Source organism: Paenibacillus sp. GP183 (assembly GCF_900104695.1).
Taxonomy (GTDB): Bacteria; Bacillota; Bacilli; order Paenibacillales; family NBRC-103111; genus Paenibacillus_AI.
Map to the genome: position 1 here is coordinate 4,342,935 of NZ_FNSW01000001.1, position 18,375 is coordinate 4,361,309.

Consider the following 18,375-nt stretch of genomic DNA (forward strand, 5'->3'; position numbering starts at 1 on the left):
GGAAGGCTTCCTTTTTCTTGTTGTTGATTGTTTCCAGATGCTCGAAGATACTCAACAATTGAATAACAGATGCAAACAGTGTAAAACGTACATTGTTTAATCTTGCTAGACTCTGAGAATGAGACAACAGTGTAAAACGTACACTCAAATTTTAAGATTTACTCGTGCAGGGGCTGATTGAAAAATAACAATGTACTGGGTACACTGTTCTTAGTAATATGAGTTTCCAGACCAAATCCGTAGTGTACAAAATGCAGTGTTTGGGAACGTTGCCTGTGTGCTGCGAGTTAAATGAACAAAAGAATCTCACAAAAGCTCGCAAACACCAGTACGATTAAAGTTGAAGTTGTCGAATTGGGTTACAGCAGCTGTTCCAGTGGAACTTCTTTAAGCTCATAATATCGGACATCCCCGCCACGTGTGATTGGAGAAAGATATGCTTTTTCCACCAAAGAATGAAGCCATTTACGAGCTGTGCGATAATTGACCTTAAAATAGTTGGATACGTCCATAGGACGGATAGGCTTCCCTAATTTCCAAGCTAATCGAAGCACGTCTCTTTCTTCAGACATCACGGGAGCAGCGGGTTTGTTACGGATAAGATAAGGACCGATATCCAATTGCAGCAGCATACGGCAAACCTCGGGACGATTTTGTACATCGTCAAAGGAGAAATGAATCATTCTCCACCCCATGCCCGTCAGAAAGGTATCGCGATTCAAGGCGTAGCTAAACCCTTCCCGGTCCATATCCCTCACATGGCTCTGAAAGCCATCGCATTCAATTCCGAAACGGCCAAATGGAGGAAGGAAGGCAAAGTCGAGAAATTGCGATTTGCGGTTCCAGTCATACACCTCATATTCCGGATGCAAATGTTCCAGAGAACCGAATAGCGGCATCCATACATTTTGGAGCAGCAGCTTCTCGGCGTGATTATGCCCCCTGAGCAATCGGCCTTTTCTCTCGCCATTCCTCTTGGACAAATGGAAATCGATAAATTCTTTGTGCAGATGGTCAAAATTCAAATAGATCATTCCTCCTTAAAATAAAAAGAACGCCCTTGCGCCGGTAAAGGCGTATAGGACGTTCTTCGTCTGAGTTCATTATACAACATTTAGGCGATTGGTTGGTATATATTTAAGCTCCTCTAGTAACTGAAACAGGGTTGTATTAAAATAAAAGAAAAAAAGATATATATGGGTGAAACACACGGAAAAGGAGAAGAGGAGATAAGCATGAGATATACAATGTTAGGCAAAACTGATTTTAACGTATCCTCACTCGGTTTCGGTGCTATGAACTTGCCTGGAGTTCCCTTCGAACAAGCCCGGGATGCGCTTAATTTTGCTCTGGATCAAGGCATAAACTATATAGATACAGCTGCCGGCTATAGGAACAGTGAAGAGATCATTGGAGCTTCGATTTCCCATCGGAGAGATGAGTTTTTTCTGGCAACTAAAACAAACAAGCGCGATTATGCGGCCGCGAAGGAAGAAATTAATCGCAGCTTAGAGCGGTTACAGACGGAGCAAGTGGATTTATTGCAAATTCATTACGTGAATTATGTGCACGAATTTAAAGCGGTGATGGCTGAAGGCGGCGCTTATGAAGCTGCTTTGGAGGCGCAACGCGAGGGCAAGGTCAAATATATTGGGATCACAGGGCACCGCCCGGAGCTTTTGGCTAAATGGATCAGCAAGGGGCAATTTGATCAAGTGCTGTTTCATCTCAATTTAGCGCAGCCCTTTGCTTTGAATGAATTAATTCCCGAGGCAACGGGTCAAAATATGATGAAGATCGCCATGAAGCCTTTATCCGGCGGGTTTATCCAGCCCGTGGAAACCGCAATACGCTATCCTTACAGCCAGGATGTGCACGTCATCATTTCGGGGATGACCAGCAGGCAAGAGGTCCAGGAAAATATGGCCGCGATGGAACAAGAGGTCGGCGATGGAGAGCGCGTTGAGCTGGAGCAGCTGGCTGATGAGCTTGGCGAGCATAATTGCAGACGTTGCAATTATTGCTCCTGTCCGCTCGAGATCAGGATTCCGGATGTGATGATATCGAGTAAGATCCGTGAAAAATTTGGGCTTTTGCCTAAAGGAGAAGAATTCTATCAAATGCAAAAGGATCAGTTTCTGTCCTGCGCTGATTATGAGCCCTGTAAAGATAAGCCGCTGTGTGAGCAAAAATGCCCTTATCACCTGCCGATGAGGAAGGTTATTATGGAATCGGTATCTTATTTGACTAGATCTGTAAGCAAATGACGGGAATAAAGATGATAGCAGACTGAGCTGAGGAGAAATAAGATGTTTGAGAAAATGACCCGATTTGCGGTGAAGCCCTTCACCTCGCTTCACCACCGCGACGTCGAGGCAGACGCCATACTCGTCTGCCTCACGGAAACCGAGCTGCGCCAGGACGCCCTGCTGGGCCAGCCGCAGCTAGACCAAGCCCTTCTGCGCCTGCACGAGAAGGGCCTCTTCACGTCCGCCTCCGGGGACCTGGAGGCGCTGCCCACCCACGGGCTGCTGCCGTACGCGTACGTGCTCGTGGCGGGGCTCGGCCCCGCGACCACTCGCGATACGCTGCGCGCAGCCGCAGTGCATGCAGCGCGCAAGGCGCTCGCGCTGGGCATCGAAAGCTTGGCGCTGAAGCTGCCAAGCTCCATAAATCCGCGGTCAGCCGCACACGCGCTGACCGAAGGGCTCCTGCTCGGTACGTATCGCATCGCGACGTTCCAGCGGGATAAGCCTGAGCGAGCGGAGCTCCGTCAGGCTTGGATCTTGACCGAGGCAGCTGCGCAGGCAGCGCCTCTGGAGGAGGCCATCCGCATCGCGGAGGCATATGCGGATGGCACGAACTATGCCCGGGATCTGACGAACCTCCCGGGCAATGTCCTGGTCCCGGCTTCTCTCGCGAAGGAAGCCGAGAAGCTGGCACAGCACTACGGCTTCGCGTGCGAGGTGCTGGATGAGCACGAGATCGCCGCCCACGGGATGGGCGGTCTCCACGCGGTGGGCAAAGGCAGCGCCAACCCACCCAGAATGATCACCCTGAGGTATCAGGGGGATCCGGCTTCCGCCGATGTGCTGGGCCTCGTCGGCAAGGGCGTGACCTTTGACACCGGCGGAGTCTCGATGAAAAGGCCGGAGGGCATGGAAGAGATGATCAGCGATATGGGCGGAGCCGCAACGCTGCTTGGGGCCATGCATGTGGTGGGCCAGCTCCGGCCGAAGGTCAACCTGATCGCAGTCATCCCTTCAGCGGAGAATATGACGTCCGGCGCAGCCTTCAAGCCGGGTGATGTGATTACACTGCTCGGGGGCAGGACGGTAGAAGTACTTAATACCGATGCGGAAGGGCGTATTGTCCTTGCAGACGGAGTGACATATGCGAAACAACTGGGAGCTAACCATTTGATAGATGTAGCCACATTAACAGGCGCCATTCTCATCAGTCTGGCGGATGTCGCGACCGGAGCGTTAACGAACGATGATGCTTTCTTGAGACCGTTCCTCCAGGCCGCAGAGCAGGCGGGAGAGAAGGTTTGGCAGCTGCCCAACTACCCGGAATACCGAGCCATGTTGAAAAGCGACGTTGCCGATATCAAGAATGCGACCTCGAATCGATGGGCAGGAGCCATCACGGGGGGACTGTTCATTGGCGCATTTGCTGAGGACACCCCATGGATTCATCTGGACACCGGCGGGACAGCCTGGTTATGGAGCCAAAAAGGCATAGAGCCCAAAGGCGGAACCGGAGCTATGGTGCGCACGGTGGCCGAATATATTTGCCGGCCGTACTCCATTTGAAAAAAGTCACCTCATGGCCGACCTTGATTACAAGGAAACCGTTGAGGTGACTTTTTTGAGTATATAACTTGATTAGCACACATGTCATTTAGGTTGGTTAGCCGCTTATCCTTTTGAGTTTCACATGACTTTTATGGCTTATGCCTGCACACCATGATCCACGGATGAGCTGCTTATCGCCGAAAGCTCGAGGACTTCATTCAAATCCTCCAATTGAATGACCAAGCGATTGACTTCCTTGGTTGTATACGAGAGCTGCTTAATGCGCTGTTTAAGCTGGGGCAGCGAGATGCCTACCCAATTCTTTTTGCGCGGATGACGATTCAGATCATATTTTAAAACAGGCATGGACACGATATCGTCTTCCGGCAGGAGCGCTTCATAAGTGACCGCGTCCCCGAAGTTGAAGTAGAGCCGGTTTTTACGCCAATTTACAAACCCTGGCGCAAATGCGATGACTAACAGGGCACCTGTCGATCCTTCTGAGCTGCGAAGCTTGATCAGCCTGACCGATTGACGGGGTTTGTCTGTTCTTATATATTGGCTGGAACGGAGATCTGGAAGGAAGGGGACAATGACGATCGGAAGTATACTCGCGATATACAAATAAGCAGTTGACTCTAACATAATTGCTAGTACAATAAAGATCAAAAAGAGCAAGACGCTGATGATAAGTCCAAAGGTGCTTCTTTTCATTGTAATTCTTAATACCTCACAGACTTATAGAATAGTAGAACAGTCCTATTTTAACATAAGCAGGCAAAGGTTTGTAGTTGAAAGATTCGGTCGAGAAGCCAAGATAAGGTTAAAAAGGAGCTTGCAATATGTTTTCGTTTGACAAATTTCGCAAATCACGGAGGAAGGTATCGGAAGGCCGCCGTTCTTTAATTGCCGCTGTTATTGAAGGATTTCCCGCAGTAATTATCATGCAGCTGTTGGGAGGACCCTTTTTAACGGGTTATTTATTGGTTTTGGGGGCAAATAGCCAGCAAATTGGCTTTGTACTGGCCATTACGACACTCGTAAATGTGGCCCAGGTTTTTATGGCAGTGGTGATGCAAAAATTTAGAAACCGCAAAGCCATGCTGATCCTGTTTGGGTCCTTGCACCGGATTCTATGGAGCAGCGTAGGACTCATTCCTCTTTTATTTGAAAAAAGCGGATGGGTTACGATGTATATTGTTTTGTTTACGTTGGCCCACCTGAGCAATGCGCTTGGAAGTGTAGTCTGGACATCACTGATTAGTGATATGGTGCCTGCTGCAGTGAGAGGCCGTTATTTTGGCATACGGAATACGATTCTTGGCGCTGTCAGCAGTTTGGCCCTGTATGTTGGCGGTCAAATTTTGGAGCACCATCCCGGCATCGAGGGCTTTAACTATCTATTTCTCATTTGCGCTGTTTGTGCGGTTCTGAATGTGACAGCTTATTTCTTTTATCCGAATCTTCCGTTTGAGACCTCTACAGAATCCAATCCTCTGAGCATGGTGGGAAAGCCGTTGAAGGATAAAGAATTCCGGAAAGCTATCCTTTTTTTATCGATGTTTTTGTTCTTGCAAGGGATATCGGTACCATTTTTTTCGTATGTGATGCTCAAGCTTTTGAATATCGGCTATAACTGGATCTCGATCATCACGATTGTTCATACGATGGTCATGATGGCAAGCTACTATGTTTGGGGAAACCTCAATTCCAGGCATAGCGCCAAAAAGCTGCTGCTCTGGTCGCTTCCTTTTATCGCAGCTTCCTGCTTAGTTTGGGGTACGCTGCCGTTTCTACCGACGATACTCGTCCTGCTCATTGTGCACATCTTGCTTGGTATTGGTCTGGGCGGCTTCAATCAAATGGTGTTCACCTATACCATAGGGGACACGCCTAAAAGCGAGCGTCCTATGTATGTAGCTACCTATTCAGCGCTGACGGGTATTGCTGGTTTTTTGGGACCTGTATTGGGAGGTAAACTATACGAAATCGCTGCAGTTCTGCCCGCATGGGTGCAAACGTTTGGGATCTCAGTTGTCATTGGATTTATACTTTTGGTATTGGGAGCAGCTATGGGGCGTAAGGTTTTAGGGGAAGCCCGTGTCATTCAATAGCAATAAAGCCATTCATGTAAAGAGGAAAGGAAGATCCGTATGGGTGTTAAAAGAATCGGCTTAGTCGGCCTGGGTGACATTGCCCAAAAAGTATATTTGCCGCTGCTGTCGGCCAACGAAAATGTCCAAATCGCAGGCATGATGAGCAGATCGGCTTTAACGGTGGAGCAGATGAAAGCCAAGTACAGGATTCCTTTTGGGACCACGAAGCTCAAAGAGCTGCTGGATCTCAATTTGGACGCAGTCTTTCTCCACAGTCCAACCGAAACGCATTATGCTCTGGCAATGGAATGTCTGACTCAAGGTGTTGCAGTATATGTGGATAAACCCTTGTCCTATGATTGGAAGGAGTCTGTGGAAATGGCAGCCTTCGCAGAGCGTAAGGGAGTTTTGCTGGGGGTGGGCTTTAACCGACGTTTTGCCCCGATGTATGTGGGAGCAAAGCAATGGCTTACAGAAGCAGGAGGCTTCGATTGGTGCTCTGCGGTAAAGCATCGAACGAAGCAGCAAAACCACAGTGCTCCCAAATCTTATTACGATGATTTAATCCATATGCTGGATTTGCTGGTTTGGCTGGGTGATGAGGACTATGAAATCAGCTCTCATTCACAGCATGTGGATCACGATGGAAGACTGCTACATGCCTCAGGCAGCCTATCCTTTGGAACTTCTGTCGGAAGCTTCAGCATGGTCCGGCTGGCCGGAGTGGATCATGAGAAGCTGGAGCTTCATGGAAATGGGCGATCAGCTGAGGTGAACAACCTGGAGAAAGCTGTTTTCTATGAAAAAGGTTCCATGCCGAAGGTTTGCTCATTTGGCAGCTGGGACACCATCTTGGCACGCCGCGGGTTTGCCGGAGCGGTGGACCACTTTCTGCAGAGCCTGGATTCTCCCGATGCTTGCAGCATACGCGCCGATCTGGTTTTGCCGACGCATCAATTAGTAGAAAAGCTGATCCGTTAGCGAAAATGAGCTTATCAGCCATGCCAATCGGCATATGGCCATACTGATCGGGATGTATGCTTTGGTAAAAGTTCTGACTATCGGCGACTATAAGAAACCAATCGCATTGGAAATGATGCCTGATTTCATGCAGCAAGGTTATTTTGCTTATTTGATCCTTGTCTTGGTGCTATTACTCAGCTATGGTTGGATGGTAGTGTGGCGGCGGAGATTGGATGAACGAAGTCCTCTCAAGGAGTTCACCTATCAGGCTGTTGTCGACATTTATTTTACGACCTTATGGTATTCTTACTTTTTGTCTCCGGCACATCTGTAAAATAAAAATAAGGAGAATGAAGATGATCAGGATAAAAAGAACTACTTCAGAAAACCCTGATTTTAGCAGTCTAATAGAATTACTGGATAAAGATTTGTGGAATCGATATCCTGAAACACAACAAAATTTTATTGCTTTTAACTTAATCAAACTAGATGCAAATGTAGTTGTTGCTTATGATGATGACGATCCTGTGGGTTGTGGTTGTTTTAGAGTCACCGAAAATGAAAGGATAGTCGAAATTAAAAGAATGTATGTAAAAGCAGAAAAAAGGGGAAAGGGCATTGCCAAAGCCATACTCATGGAGCTTGAAGCATGGGCATTGGAAGAAGGGAAAATTGGTGCAGAATTGGAAACTGGGATAAATAGCCCGGAAGCCATAGCTTTATACAAGAAATTAGGATATGAACAAATTGCAAATTATGGGCCCTATGTAAATAATAAAGATAGTATTTGTATGAGGAAGGACTTATCAAAGAAATCTTCATGAAAGGAGAAAGCCTATGTGCCGAAACATCAAGACACTATATAACTTCGACCCCCCAGCTACCAACGATGAGATTCAGGCGGCCTCGCTCCAATTCGTGAGAAAGCTTACAGGCTTCAACGAGCCTTCGAAAGCGAACGAGGAGGCGTTTAATCGTGCTGTCAAGGACGTGGCCTTGGTCGCCCGGAATCTGTTGGACTCGATGGTAACCAATGCCGAACCCCGCAATCGCGATGTCGAAATCGCTCGCGCTCGCGCTAGAGCTGCGAAAAGGTTCGGAACGGGAATGAATTAAAACCCGGTTAAAGATAGCAATCCATAAGAAATCAGATCATAAGTTACATGCTAAACTAGTAATTGTGGAAGGCAAAAAAATACTAATTTAATGAGGTGTAATGTATGGGAGTGCAATCGGAGAAAATTTTTGTTAATTTACCAGTTAAGGACCTCAATAAATCTGTCGAATTTTTTACTGAAATTGGCTTTGAATTTAACGCTCAATTTACCGATGAAAATGCAACAAGTATGATTATCAGTGAGAACATCTTCGTCATGCTGTTGGTCGAAAATTTCTTTAAAACTTTCATCAAAAAAGAAATTGCCGATGCAACAAAAAGTACGGAAGTTATTGTGGCGTTATCTGCTGCAAGCAGGGAACAAGTTGATGAGATTGTAAATAAGGCGCTGGCAGCGGGCGGAAAAACTTCAAATGAACCGATGGATCAGGGGTTTATGTATCAACGGAGCTTTCAGGATATTGACGGTCATCAGTGGGAGATCATTTATATGGATCAAAGTGCATTTACTCAAGGATAGTCGAAATTGGGTAGGCAAAAAAGGGGCTTTCCACAATTAAGTGGAAGGCCCTTTTGATTTTCTATGAATTATTCAGTTATCAGCAGCTGCAGTTTAATACAGGCTTACGAGCGGCGAGCGCTTCGTCCATGCGGCTTACAACTGTGGTGTAGGGTGCATTTTTTACGAGATCCGGATTTTCTTCCGCTTCTTGGGCGACCTGGATCATCGTATCGATGAATTGATCAAGTGTTTCCTTGCTCTCGGTCTCCGTCGGCTCGATCATGATGCATTCTTCGACGTTAAGCGGGAAGTAAATGGTCGGCGGATGATAACCGAAATCGAGCAGGCGCTTGGCAATGTCAAGAGTGCGGACACCATGCTTCTTCTGGCGATTGCCGGAAAGCACGAATTCATGCTTGCAAAAACGCGGATGCGGCACATCGAAATAAGGCGTGAGCCGGGCCAGCATGTAGTTGGCATTAAGCACCGCATATTCGGAAACCTTGCGAAGGCCTTCTGGGCCTAAGGTGCGAATGTAGGTATAGGCGCGAACGAGAATGCCGAAGTTGCCATAAAAAGATTTGACACGTCCGATGGAGTGCGGAATGTTGTACTCAAAGAAGAAGCTGCCGTCTTCCTTCTTGGCTACAAGCGGAGCGGGAAGGAAGGGGATGAGCTTTTCTTTTACACCTACCGGACCAGCTCCAGGGCCTCCGCCGCCGTGAGGGGTGCTCATGGTTTTGTGCAAGTTCAGATGGACGACGTCGAAGCCCATATCTCCAGGACGAGTAATCCCCATGATAGCGTTGGCGTTAGCACCATCGTAATAGAGGAGTCCCCCTGCAGCATGCACAATCTCGGCGATTTCGACGATTTGCTCCTCAAAGAGACCGAGTGTGTTCGGATTCGTCAGCATCAGGGCGGCAGTATCCTGACCGACAGCAGCTCTCAGCTCATCGAGGTTGACGAGACCGCGTTCGTTGGATTTGATCGTCACGGTTTGAAAGCCGGCAACGGTAGCACTGGCTGGATTGGTGCCGTGAGCGGAATCAGGCACGATGACCTTCGTTCTGTGGTCGCCGCGGCTTTCGTGATAGGAGCGGATCATCATCAGTCCAGTCCATTCCCCATGGGCACCAGCAGCGGGCTGCAGCGTTACTTGATCCATCCCCGTGATGGCTTCAAGATCATTCTGCAGGTTATACAGAAGCTCCATGGCACCCTGAAGGGACTCTTCCGGTTGGTAAGGATGGATCTTGGCGAAGCCCGGGAAGCGGGCTACATCTTCGTTAATCTTGGGATTGTATTTCATCGTACAGGAGCCGAGAGGATAAAAACCGTTATCGATACCGAAATTTCTGCGTGACAACGCTGTGTAATGGCGAATGACGTCCACCTCATAAACTTCGGGCAGCTCAGCAGGATTTTTGCGTTGGAATTTCTCAGGTATAAGGTCACTAAACCCGATCTCCGGCACATCACTTTCCGGTAATGCGTAGGCGACACGGCCCGGATGGCTCATTTCAAAAATTAGCGATTTCCCGTTCTGATTGATGTCGATCATAGCAGTCCCTCCAATACGGTAGCGAAGTTGTCGATATCTTCGCGAGTTCTTTGTTCAGTGACGGCGATCAGCATATGGCCGGCAAACTCGGGGTAATCGTGGCCGAGGTCATAGCCGCCGATGATGCCCTGAGCAAGCAGCTTGCTGCCGAGCTCCGCGATGTTGGTGCCGGCCGGCAGCTTGACGGCAAATTCATTGAAGAAGCTTCCGCTGAAGGCGAGCGACAGTTTTCCGGACGCGGTGAGTCGATTCGCCGCGTAGTGGGCTTTTTGCACATTCAGCGTTGCGACGTCCTGAATGCCTTGTTTACCCATCGTCGACAGGTACACGGAAGCGCATAGCGCGAGCAAGGCTTGGTTGGAGCAAATGTTCGACGTCGCTTTCTCGCGTCGAATGTGCTGCTCCCTTGCCTGCAGCGTGAGCACGAATCCGCGCTTCCCGTCGCGGTCGACGGTTTGCCCGACGATGCGCCCCGGCATGCGGCGCATCCACTGCTCTGCGACGGCGAAGTAGCCGCACGTGGGGCCTCCCAGCGCAGCAGGGATGCCCAGCGGCTGGCAGTCGCCGACGACGATGTCGGCGCCCAGGCGGCCGGGCGCCTCGAGCAGCCCCAGCGTGAGCGGGTTCGCGCTCACGACGAGCAGTGCGCCCGTGCTGTGCGCGAGGGGCTCCACGGCTGCGAGATCTTCCATGACGCCGAAGAAGTTCGGCGACTGGACAATCACGGCAGCTGTGCTGTCGCCGAGCTTGGAAGCGAGGTCGCCTAGATCGGTGGCGCCCTCCGGCGTCAATCCGATCTCGACCACTTCGAGGTTCAGCCCGCGTGCGGTCGTGCCCAGAATCTGGCGCGCTTCGGGATGAACCGCGCGCGAGACGAGCAGACGGCTGCGCTTCGTCGCGCCGCTGGCCAAGGCGCCGGCTTCGGCCAGCGCCGTCGCGCCATCGTACATCGAGGCGTTCGCAACGGCCATGCCGGTGAGCTCACAGATGTACGATTGAAACTCGAAAATCGCCTGCAGCTCGCCTTGGCTGATTTCCGGTTGGTAGGGCGTGTACGCTGTGTAGAACTCCGAGCGTGAAATAACATGATTGATCACCACAGGCAGGTGGTGATCATAGATGCCCGCGCCGAGAAAGCAGGCATAACGGTCAAAATCGGCATTCTTTCCAGCGAGTCCCCTCATGTATCGGAGCAGGCCTTGCTCGTCCAAAGCTTTGGAAACCTGCAGCTCCCCTTGGTAGCGAACCTTGGCGGGAATGTCGCCAAAAAGTTCGTCGATCGACTTGATGCCGATCGTCTCCAGCATTTCGGCCTCATCCTTCTCTGTGATCGGTAAATAGCGATGCTTCATGTTGCCGATTGCTCCTCTCAAAGGGAGGGCTGAGCCTCCCTGTGGTGTTTAATTTGTTGGATCTTTATACGATCTTTATTTAATCTTTGTTGATCACCGTCCGCGTTTATAAAAAGGCGTAGCGACAACCTTGGCTTTTACCTGGGCTCCGCGAATCTCCACATACACTTCGGTATTCAGAGCTGTATAGGCTTTATCCAGCAATGCCAGCCCCACATTGGTTTTAAAGGAAGGAGATTGAGTGCCGGTTGTGACTTCACCGATTTGTTTGCCATCGGCATAGACAGGGTAATGGCTGCGTGGAATGCCGCGGTCAATCATTTCGATGCCGACAAGCTTTCGAGGGATGCCACTTACTTTTTGCTCGGCAAGCGCTTCGCGCCCGTTAAAATCCCCTTTGTCCAGCTTCACAAAGTAAGACAATCCGGCTTCCAGCGGTGTAATGCTTGATGAAAGCTCTTGCCCGTATAGCGGCAACCGTGCCTCAAACCGCAGCGTATCTCTCGCGCCAAGACCTGCGGGAAGCAAACCTTCCTCTTTGCCCATATCGAGCAAGACATTCCACAGCCTCACAGCATCGTCTTTGTCGATATAAAGCTCAAAGCCGTCTTCACCTGTATACCCGGTGCGTGATATCAGGGCGGTGATGCCCGATACTTTTACATTTGTGAGAAAATGAAACGACTTCAAATCAGCAATTGGAGCTTCTGTAAGCTTCCAGAGAATTTTTTCAGCATGGGGTCCTTGAAGGGCCAGCATGGAGGTATCTTCGGAAATGTTTCTGATCTGGGCGTCACCCACCACATTTTGCCGCATCCAATCGATATCTTTCTCGATATTAGATGCATTGATCACCAGCATGTATTCAGACTCAGCAAGCTTGTAGACGAGCAGGTCGTCAACAACACCGCCATTCGGATAGCACATGAGACTGTATTGGCATTGTCCCGGCTCCAGCATGGAGACGTCATTCGTAGTTAGTGTCTGCAAAAAAGCCTGAGAATCCGCTCCGGTGACCAACACTTCACCCATGTGGGAAACATCGAAAAGGCCTGCCTGCTGTCTTACAGCTTCATGCTCTTTTTGAATGCCCGCGAATTGCACGGGGAGCTCCCATCCGCCAAAATCGATCACTCTCGCTCCATGCTCGGCATACACCGGGAAGAGCGGGGTTCTTTTTAACATTGCATCATCCTCCACATTCACTTTTCATAATTGCATGCAAAAAAGAGCAAAAAATATGCATCGCAAATACATACTTTTTGCCCTGTCCTTTGTACCTGAGAGTTACCTTGCAAATGCTATCCATTCATCAAGTTTCCCCTTGGGTGTCCGAATCCGCTTAAAGCGAACCGAAGCTCTCCAGAGTTGCGTCCAATACAGGTCCTCGGTACCTGAGAGATTCACCCGTCCGGGCTTACTCCTTCGGCGCTGCTCGTCTTTCACAGTCTCTCCCTGCATTATCATTCGCTCATATTTAATTAAAGCTTTACTTTATTATTCAAAATGTTGTCGTACTTTGTCAACCTGAATTTCTTAGGATGCGCTTGACTTTCATGTTTCCGGTAGATTAAGCTAAAAGCAAAATTGGCAGGAAAAGTGAGGCGTGAGCGATGAGTGAAGTACAAGCAGAATTATTTTATACCAAAGAGCATGAATGGGTGAAAAAGCTTTCAGATACGCGGGTGCGCATAGGGATCACCGATTTTGCACAAGATCAATTGGGAGATATCGTCTTTGTCGAGCTCCCGGAAACCGGTACGGACATAACTGCGGAAGAGAGCATTGGAAGCGTTGAATCCGTGAAAACGGTATCTGATATTTTCTCGCCGGTTACCGGTAAAGTAACTGCAGTAAACAGCGCCTTGGAGGACTCGCCGGAACTAGTAAACACCAGTCCTTACGGCGATGGCTGGATGGTAGAGGTAGAGGTATCCGGCTCTGGAGCATTTGAAGGACTGCTTTCCGCGGCAGAATATGAAGAATTTGTTGGTAGCGAGCATTAGTCTGAATTGGAGGAAGCCCATGTTATCCGACAATAAAACCAAGGAATCCAATGATCGTGTGCCGCCAGGACAGACGCTGACTCAGGGTTTTCCAGTACTGCATTATGGTACTGTACCTTATTATAATGATATGAGCAAGTGGGATTTGAAGATTTTTGGACTTGTGGAGGGAGATGTTTCGATCTCCTATAAAGATTTTATGAAGCTGCCGCGCAAAGAGTTCAATAATGATATTCATTGCGTGACCACCTGGTCCAAGCTGGATAATGTATGGGAAGGAATTGCCGTATCCGAGATTATGAAATTCGTGAAGGTAAAGCCGGAAGCCCGGTATGTGATGCTGCATGCGGAAGAAGGCTGGAATACGAACCTGCCGGTCGCTGATTTTTTGCAAGAGACTTCATTTCTTGGAATTAAGCACAATGGCCAGCTTCTCACACCAGAGCATGGTGCACCGGTACGTATGGTTGTGCCTCACCTGTATTTTTGGAAAAGCGCCAAGTGGCTCCGCGGTATTGAGTTTATGGCCAAGGATAAGCCTGGCTTCTGGGAACGAAACGGCTACAACATGTATGGCGATCCCTGGAAGGAACAACGTTACGATTTTGATTGATCGATTTAACATGGAATACAAGGTTTCACATTGGCTATCAAAGGCACAGTTGAAAACAACCTGTACCTTCGATAGCCAATTTCTTTTTTAGACTCCTTAGAAGCCTCGGTTGTCTGACATTTTTATACTTGTTATGATAAGGGAAATTCTTTTCGTATCCTGAAAAATAGGGAGTGACAATGATCCATGCAATCATTCATTAACCATATGTCAGGCGTTTTTCCGTCCGTATGCTCACTTGATTGTCCTGATCAATGCGGGTTGTTGATTCATAAGGAAGACGGGAAAATCACAAAGATAGAGGGGGATCCTGAGCATCCCATCACCCAAGGGGCTATTTGTAACAAGGTTCGACATATGACAGAGCGCATTTATGACCCTAAACGCCTCCAATATCCAATGAAGCGTACCGGCAAAAAGGGAGAAAATCGATTTGAACGGATTAGCTGGGAAGAGGCTGTCAGTACCATTACTTTAAATTGGAAAGAGCTGATCGCTGCAAAAGGCTCTGAGTCCATTTTGCCTTACAGCTTTTATGGGAATATGGGGAGAATCGGCACGGAAGGAATGGATCGCAGATTTTTTCATCGATTAGGCGCAAGCCGATTGATGTACACGATTTGTGAAGCGGCGGGAACAGAAGGGTACCAATACACCATGGGCGGAAGCTACGGCATCGATCCTGAGGACACCCTGCATTCAAAGCTGATCATCATGTGGGGAATCAATGCAGTCAGTACCAATATGCATCAGGTTATGCTTGCGGAAAAGGCGAGAAAGAATGGGGCGCAAATTGTTGTTATTGACGTTCATAAGAACCAGACCGGTCGATGGGCAGATTGGTTTATACCGATAAAGCCGGGCACGGATGCGGCTCTTGCCCTAGGCATCATGCATATCTTGTTTGATGAAAAGATGGTTGATGAGGATTTTCTTCAGGATTATACCATTGGGTATGATGAGCTTCGCCAGCATGTCATTCAGTATAACCCAGCTGTCATTTCAACGATCACGGGAGTTCCGGTGGAGGATATTTACCGGCTTGCACGCATGTATGGCCAAACCTCTCCTTCCTTCATCCGAATTGGCAATGGGCCGCAGCATCATGACAATGGCGGGATGTGCATAAGGACGATTTCCTGTCTTCCGGCGCTGACGGGACAATGGCTTAAGAGAGGCGGCGGAGCGATCAAAGGAAACGGCGCATACCTGGATCATAATGCGTCAGCCCTTCAACGCCCGGATTTATTAACGAAGAGTACCCGACGGATTAACATGAATTTGATAGGCAGCGCTTTGCTTGAATTGGACCCTCCCATCCAGTCTTTATATGTGTATAATTCGAATCCGGCGCTCGTGGCCCCACATGCAAATAAAGTGAGACAAGGATTGGAACGGGAAGATTTATTTACGGTTGTACATGATCTTTTTCTGACAGAAACGGCCTTATATGCGGATATTGTTCTGCCTGCAACATCATCTTTTGAAAATACGGATTTCTATCGTTCTTACTGGCATCATTATGTGCAGATTCAGCAGCCGGTTATAGAGGCATATGAGGAAAGCAAATCCAATGTTGAAGTGTTTCGCTTGTTGGCTAAGGCAATGGGATTCGAGGAACAGGCGTTTCTGGATACAGAAGAAGACATGATACGTCAGGCTTTAGACCATCCGAGAAATCCTTCACTGACTGGAATTACTTATGAAGCTTTAGTAGAAAAGCAGTTTATGAAAGGTAATGTAAAGCATGTTTTGGAAGGTAAAATGTGGACCCCCAGCGGGAAGATTGAGCTGTATTCCAAGACTATGGAGCGCAAAGGATATCCTCCCTTACCTACTTACATACCTTTGGTCGAAGAGGGGGACCTGCCCTTTTTGTTTATCCCGGCCCCCAATCATAACTTTTTGAACTCTACTTTCTCTAATAACGACAAGCATATCCGCATGGAGAAAAAAAACAAATTGCACATGCACGAGGCGGATGCTCTAGTCCTTGGGATTAAGAGCGGAGATGGTATCAGAATATGGAACGAGCGAGGGGAATGTAAGCTGTCTGTTACAATCGGAAAAGATGTCCTGCAGGGTGTAGTTGTAAGTCAAGGACTATGGGCAGATTCCTCAGAGGGTAAAGCGTTAGTTAATGCACTTACGCCAGACCGTGTGGCGGATATGGGGGGAGGAGCAACCTTTTTCTCGGGAAGGGTGCATGTGGAAAAGTGCTGATGAAATTTCGTTCTGATGCGGCTGTTTGGCCGGAAGCTCGGAATCAATAAAAGATCACTTATCAAATGGCTTAGACTTTGATAAGTGACCTTTTGACAAGCTGATAGAAAAATGATTATTTACTTGCAGCAAAAGGCTTCTTGGAAGAATCGAAGTTGTTCATATCGACATTTTTCCAAATATTATTGACCTGTACCTGTTCAGGCTTGTCAAATACAAGAAAGGCTGTAGGCAAGTAGCGCATGCCATAACTGCTGGAAGGATGATTGACAACCTGATTATCTTTGACCAATACAGTAGAGGAACCGCCGTCCAGATTAGCTGCAGTAACCGCTCCTTTTTCCAGCAATAATTGCTGGACATCATAGAGGGTAGCACCTATGGAATACCCGGGCTGACGGCCGTCAATGACGACAAACATGATGGTGCCGTCTTCTTTTTGTGCCATGCAGGTGCGTGGAGCAATTCCCCAGCCGTCTGCTTGATTTTTGATTAAACCTTTGCCATTTACAATGAATTTGGGCTGAAAGGTGACAGCTTCCTGCACGCCCATATCTAGCAATTCGGAAGGCTTGTAGCGGCCGGCTACCATAAGGCCTTTTTTATCGATACCTACGGCATTTACAGGTTCATTCATTCCGACATCATGATAGAGCAATTTTCCGCCGGACATTACAATACCTGCAGGTTTAAAACCGTTGCCGTCCCAGTTCGGATCATCAAAAGCCCCTCCGTTCACGCCGGCGATAGCTCCTGTTCTTTTTACCATGCTTAAAATTTGTTCTCCTTGTCCCATAATGCTTGTGGTCACGACGCGAATTTGTTTGGGATCATGAACATATAGAATGTGTCCTTTATATTTGGAGGTGGAGATAGACTCTGTCTCAACTGCCGGATTGCTTTTTGTGGATAAATGGATATTGTGGTTATCTTTCACTGTACCCATTTGATCAAATCTTGCAAAATAGTCGTTAACGCGACGGTCTAATTCGGCTTGTCCTATCAAATATTTGGCATAATCGCGATGCTGGGTCGTAATCAACGTATCAGCCAGCATATAGCGCAGACTGGTTCCTGATGGTGTCAAGTAAAACCAAGCCATAGAAGCGAGAAATATCAATATGAATATTGCAGCAACAATCCGAAAAAAACGAAAGCGTCGACGCGGTTTTAGCGGTGGTCTATGGTTTGTTTCGTTGAGCACGTATGATGGATTCAAGACGTTCCCCACTTTCAGTAACATTTTCAAGCCATAACCGACTATAAAGCAAAAAGATTAAAATAAGATGAAAATTGTCAGAATTTGAAGGGGATATACAGGATTTTCCAATGGATAACGGCAAAAAAAGAGCCTTCCAAATGAATGGGAGGCTCATTTTGTATGATCTATTTTTTAATCAGCGCATATTGCAATTGAAGATCTTCTGCAGGCTCAGCCAATTGTTTCTTGCGGCGGGGGTCCTGGTAAGGCAGCAATTCCGCTGTCATCAATTGCGGATCAAAGGAGTGCAGCAGTGATGCAAGCACTTCTTTATTATGGATGGTTGGATCCAGCCATTTATCGAGTGAGTAATCATCCAGAATGACAGGCATCGACTCATGATAGTCGCTGATGAGTCGGTTTGCCCTCGTCGTAAGCAGGGTGAACGTGCGAAATTCGCTGCCTCGCGGGTTTCTCCAGACGTCATAGAGACCGGCCAGCCCGAAGATCCGCTGTTCGCGAAGAGCAAAACGAATCGTGCGCGTTTTCTTTTTTTCCGCTTTTGCCGCAAAAAAGCTGTCGCATGGAATGACACAGCGGTTTCTGACGAACATTTTCCGATAAGCTTCTTTCTCATGAATGGTTTCGCTTCGGGCATTGATGGCATCCTTCGCCCAGTGTGGGAAAATACCCCAGGTATACTGCACCAGACTTCTTTCATCGCCATCGGATACGATGACGGATCCATTCTGATTCGGTTCAACACTGGCTTGAGGTTGGTAATTAAACAGGACATGTTTAAGTTGAAATTGATCCTTCAGCTCGGCCAAATCCGTTGAAAGGGATATCTGTTTATACATAGGGATCACCTCTTTTTCCCTTCAGTATCCTCTCTATTCTTGAAAAATATTCTAAAATCCATTCAATATTTCTCATATTTG

18 protein-coding genes and 1 riboswitch are annotated in these 18,375 nt (G+C 48.1%); of the genes, 11 read left to right on the top strand and 7 right to left on the bottom strand.

Going from position 1 to position 18,375, the window contains the following annotated elements; all coding sequences use genetic code 11:
- Window positions 1-359: 359 nt before the first annotated feature.
- Complete coding sequence (locus BLV33_RS21375; RefSeq protein WP_171909236.1) at window positions 360-1,034, bottom strand: PDDEXK family nuclease; 675 nt, start codon at window positions 1,032-1,034, stop codon at window positions 360-362.
- Window positions 1,035-1,235: 201 nt separating this feature from the next.
- Between BLV33_RS21375 and BLV33_RS21380 the strand changes: the two genes are divergently transcribed.
- Window positions 1,236-2,267: an aldo/keto reductase gene (locus BLV33_RS21380; RefSeq protein WP_090796567.1), complete on the top strand. Its 1,032-nt coding sequence runs from the start codon at window positions 1,236-1,238 to the stop codon at window positions 2,265-2,267.
- 54 nt (window positions 2,268-2,321) lie between these two features.
- Entirely contained in the window at window positions 2,322-3,815 is a 1,494-nt protein-coding gene (locus BLV33_RS21385; RefSeq protein WP_253187258.1) for a leucyl aminopeptidase, read from the top strand.
- 138 nt (window positions 3,816-3,953) lie between these two features.
- Here BLV33_RS21385 and BLV33_RS21390 read toward each other — a convergent pair whose 3' ends face one another.
- Window positions 3,954-4,511, bottom strand: coding sequence for a hypothetical protein (locus tag BLV33_RS21390; RefSeq protein WP_090796573.1), 558 nt, complete (start codon window positions 4,509-4,511; stop codon window positions 3,954-3,956).
- Between the two features lie 128 nt (window positions 4,512-4,639).
- Between BLV33_RS21390 and BLV33_RS21395 the strand changes: the two genes are divergently transcribed.
- The 6 genes from BLV33_RS21395 to BLV33_RS21420 all read left to right on the top strand — a co-directional run bounded on the left by BLV33_RS21395 (window position 4,640) and on the right by BLV33_RS21420 (window position 8,493).
- Window positions 4,640-5,911 (top strand): MFS transporter, encoded by a 1,272-nt coding sequence (locus BLV33_RS21395; RefSeq protein ID WP_090796577.1) that lies wholly within the window; start codon window positions 4,640-4,642, stop codon window positions 5,909-5,911.
- 39 nt (window positions 5,912-5,950) lie between these two features.
- Window positions 5,951-6,874 (top strand): Gfo/Idh/MocA family protein, encoded by a 924-nt coding sequence (locus BLV33_RS21400; RefSeq protein ID WP_090796581.1) that lies wholly within the window; start codon window positions 5,951-5,953, stop codon window positions 6,872-6,874.
- A 61-nt stretch (window positions 6,875-6,935) separates the two neighbouring features.
- Window positions 6,936-7,190, top strand: coding sequence for a hypothetical protein (locus BLV33_RS21405; protein ID WP_139305791.1), 255 nt, complete (start codon window positions 6,936-6,938; stop codon window positions 7,188-7,190).
- Between the two features lie 22 nt (window positions 7,191-7,212).
- Window positions 7,213-7,680, top strand: coding sequence for a GNAT family N-acetyltransferase (locus BLV33_RS21410; protein ID WP_216234807.1), 468 nt, complete (start codon window positions 7,213-7,215; stop codon window positions 7,678-7,680).
- A 13-nt stretch (window positions 7,681-7,693) separates the two neighbouring features.
- Window positions 7,694-7,972 (top strand): DUF2277 domain-containing protein, encoded by a 279-nt coding sequence (locus BLV33_RS21415; RefSeq protein ID WP_090796588.1) that lies wholly within the window; start codon window positions 7,694-7,696, stop codon window positions 7,970-7,972.
- Between the two features lie 104 nt (window positions 7,973-8,076).
- Window positions 8,077-8,493, top strand: coding sequence for a VOC family protein (locus BLV33_RS21420; protein WP_090796591.1), 417 nt, complete (start codon window positions 8,077-8,079; stop codon window positions 8,491-8,493).
- A 79-nt stretch (window positions 8,494-8,572) separates the two neighbouring features.
- On the opposite strand, the gene gcvPB is transcribed toward BLV33_RS21420, so the two are convergent.
- From gcvPB to gcvT, 3 genes are all read right to left on the bottom strand, one after another.
- Window positions 8,573-10,039 (bottom strand): aminomethyl-transferring glycine dehydrogenase subunit GcvPB, encoded by a 1,467-nt coding sequence (gene gcvPB, locus BLV33_RS21425; protein WP_090796595.1) that lies wholly within the window; start codon window positions 10,037-10,039, stop codon window positions 8,573-8,575.
- A complete protein-coding gene (gene gcvPA / locus BLV33_RS21430; RefSeq protein WP_090799121.1) occupies window positions 10,036-11,391 on the bottom strand; it encodes an aminomethyl-transferring glycine dehydrogenase subunit GcvPA in 1,356 nt (451 codons plus the stop codon). The genes gcvPB and gcvPA overlap by 4 nt, the downstream gene beginning before the upstream one ends.
- 93 nt (window positions 11,392-11,484) lie before the next feature.
- Entirely contained in the window at window positions 11,485-12,576 is a 1,092-nt protein-coding gene (gcvT, locus tag BLV33_RS21435; RefSeq protein ID WP_090796598.1) for a glycine cleavage system aminomethyltransferase GcvT, read from the bottom strand.
- A gap of 186 nt (window positions 12,577-12,762) precedes the next feature.
- Window positions 12,763-12,858, bottom strand: a riboswitch (glycine riboswitch).
- A gap of 146 nt (window positions 12,859-13,004) precedes the next feature.
- Here gcvT and gcvH point away from each other — a divergent pair.
- The 3 genes from gcvH (at window position 13,005) to BLV33_RS21450 (ending at window position 16,233) form a co-directional block, all read left to right on the top strand.
- Window positions 13,005-13,397 carry a glycine cleavage system protein GcvH gene (gene gcvH, locus BLV33_RS21440; protein ID WP_090796601.1) on the top strand — a complete coding sequence of 131 codons (393 nt, stop codon included), beginning with the start codon at window positions 13,005-13,007 and terminating at the stop codon, window positions 13,395-13,397.
- Between the two features lie 19 nt (window positions 13,398-13,416).
- A complete protein-coding gene (locus BLV33_RS21445) occupies window positions 13,417-14,010 on the top strand; it encodes a sulfite oxidase-like oxidoreductase (RefSeq protein ID WP_090796605.1) in 594 nt (197 codons plus the stop codon).
- 186 nt (window positions 14,011-14,196) lie between these two features.
- Window positions 14,197-16,233: a molybdopterin-dependent oxidoreductase gene (locus BLV33_RS21450; RefSeq protein WP_090796608.1), complete on the top strand. Its 2,037-nt coding sequence runs from the start codon at window positions 14,197-14,199 to the stop codon at window positions 16,231-16,233.
- Between the two features lie 115 nt (window positions 16,234-16,348).
- On the opposite strand, the gene BLV33_RS21455 is transcribed toward BLV33_RS21450, so the two are convergent.
- A complete protein-coding gene (locus tag BLV33_RS21455) occupies window positions 16,349-17,452 on the bottom strand; it encodes a phosphodiester glycosidase family protein (protein WP_253187128.1) in 1,104 nt (367 codons plus the stop codon).
- A 167-nt stretch (window positions 17,453-17,619) separates the two neighbouring features.
- Complete coding sequence (locus tag BLV33_RS21460) at window positions 17,620-18,294, bottom strand: SOS response-associated peptidase (protein ID WP_090796614.1); 675 nt, start codon at window positions 18,292-18,294, stop codon at window positions 17,620-17,622.
- Between the last annotated feature and the right edge of the window lie 81 nt (window positions 18,295-18,375).

Coding starts and splice junctions, on each gene's coding strand:
- BLV33_RS21375 (WP_171909236.1), bottom strand. CDS start 1,034: ATGATCTATTTGAATTTTGACCATCTGCACAAAGAATTTATCGATTTC.
- BLV33_RS21380 (WP_090796567.1), top strand. CDS start 1,236: ATGAGATATACAATGTTAGGCAAAACTGATTTTAACGTATCCTCACTC.
- BLV33_RS21385 (WP_253187258.1), top strand. CDS start 2,322: ATGACCCGATTTGCGGTGAAGCCCTTCACCTCGCTTCACCACCGCGAC.
- BLV33_RS21390 (WP_090796573.1), bottom strand. CDS start 4,511: ATGAAAAGAAGCACCTTTGGACTTATCATCAGCGTCTTGCTCTTTTTG.
- BLV33_RS21395 (WP_090796577.1), top strand. CDS start 4,640: ATGTTTTCGTTTGACAAATTTCGCAAATCACGGAGGAAGGTATCGGAA.
- BLV33_RS21400 (WP_090796581.1), top strand. CDS start 5,951: ATGGGTGTTAAAAGAATCGGCTTAGTCGGCCTGGGTGACATTGCCCAA.
- BLV33_RS21410 (WP_216234807.1), top strand. CDS start 7,213: ATGATCAGGATAAAAAGAACTACTTCAGAAAACCCTGATTTTAGCAGT.
- BLV33_RS21415 (WP_090796588.1), top strand. CDS start 7,694: ATGTGCCGAAACATCAAGACACTATATAACTTCGACCCCCCAGCTACC.
- BLV33_RS21420 (WP_090796591.1), top strand. CDS start 8,077: ATGGGAGTGCAATCGGAGAAAATTTTTGTTAATTTACCAGTTAAGGAC.
- gcvPB (WP_090796595.1), bottom strand. CDS start 10,039: ATGATCGACATCAATCAGAACGGGAAATCGCTAATTTTTGAAATGAGC.
- gcvPA (WP_090799121.1), bottom strand. CDS start 11,391: ATGAAGCATCGCTATTTACCGATCACAGAGAAGGATGAGGCCGAAATG.
- gcvT (WP_090796598.1), bottom strand. CDS start 12,576: ATGTTAAAAAGAACCCCGCTCTTCCCGGTGTATGCCGAGCATGGAGCG.
- gcvH (WP_090796601.1), top strand. CDS start 13,005: ATGAGTGAAGTACAAGCAGAATTATTTTATACCAAAGAGCATGAATGG.
- BLV33_RS21445 (WP_090796605.1), top strand. CDS start 13,417: ATGTTATCCGACAATAAAACCAAGGAATCCAATGATCGTGTGCCGCCA.
- BLV33_RS21450 (WP_090796608.1), top strand. CDS start 14,197: ATGCAATCATTCATTAACCATATGTCAGGCGTTTTTCCGTCCGTATGC.
- BLV33_RS21460 (WP_090796614.1), bottom strand. CDS start 18,294: ATGTATAAACAGATATCCCTTTCAACGGATTTGGCCGAGCTGAAGGAT.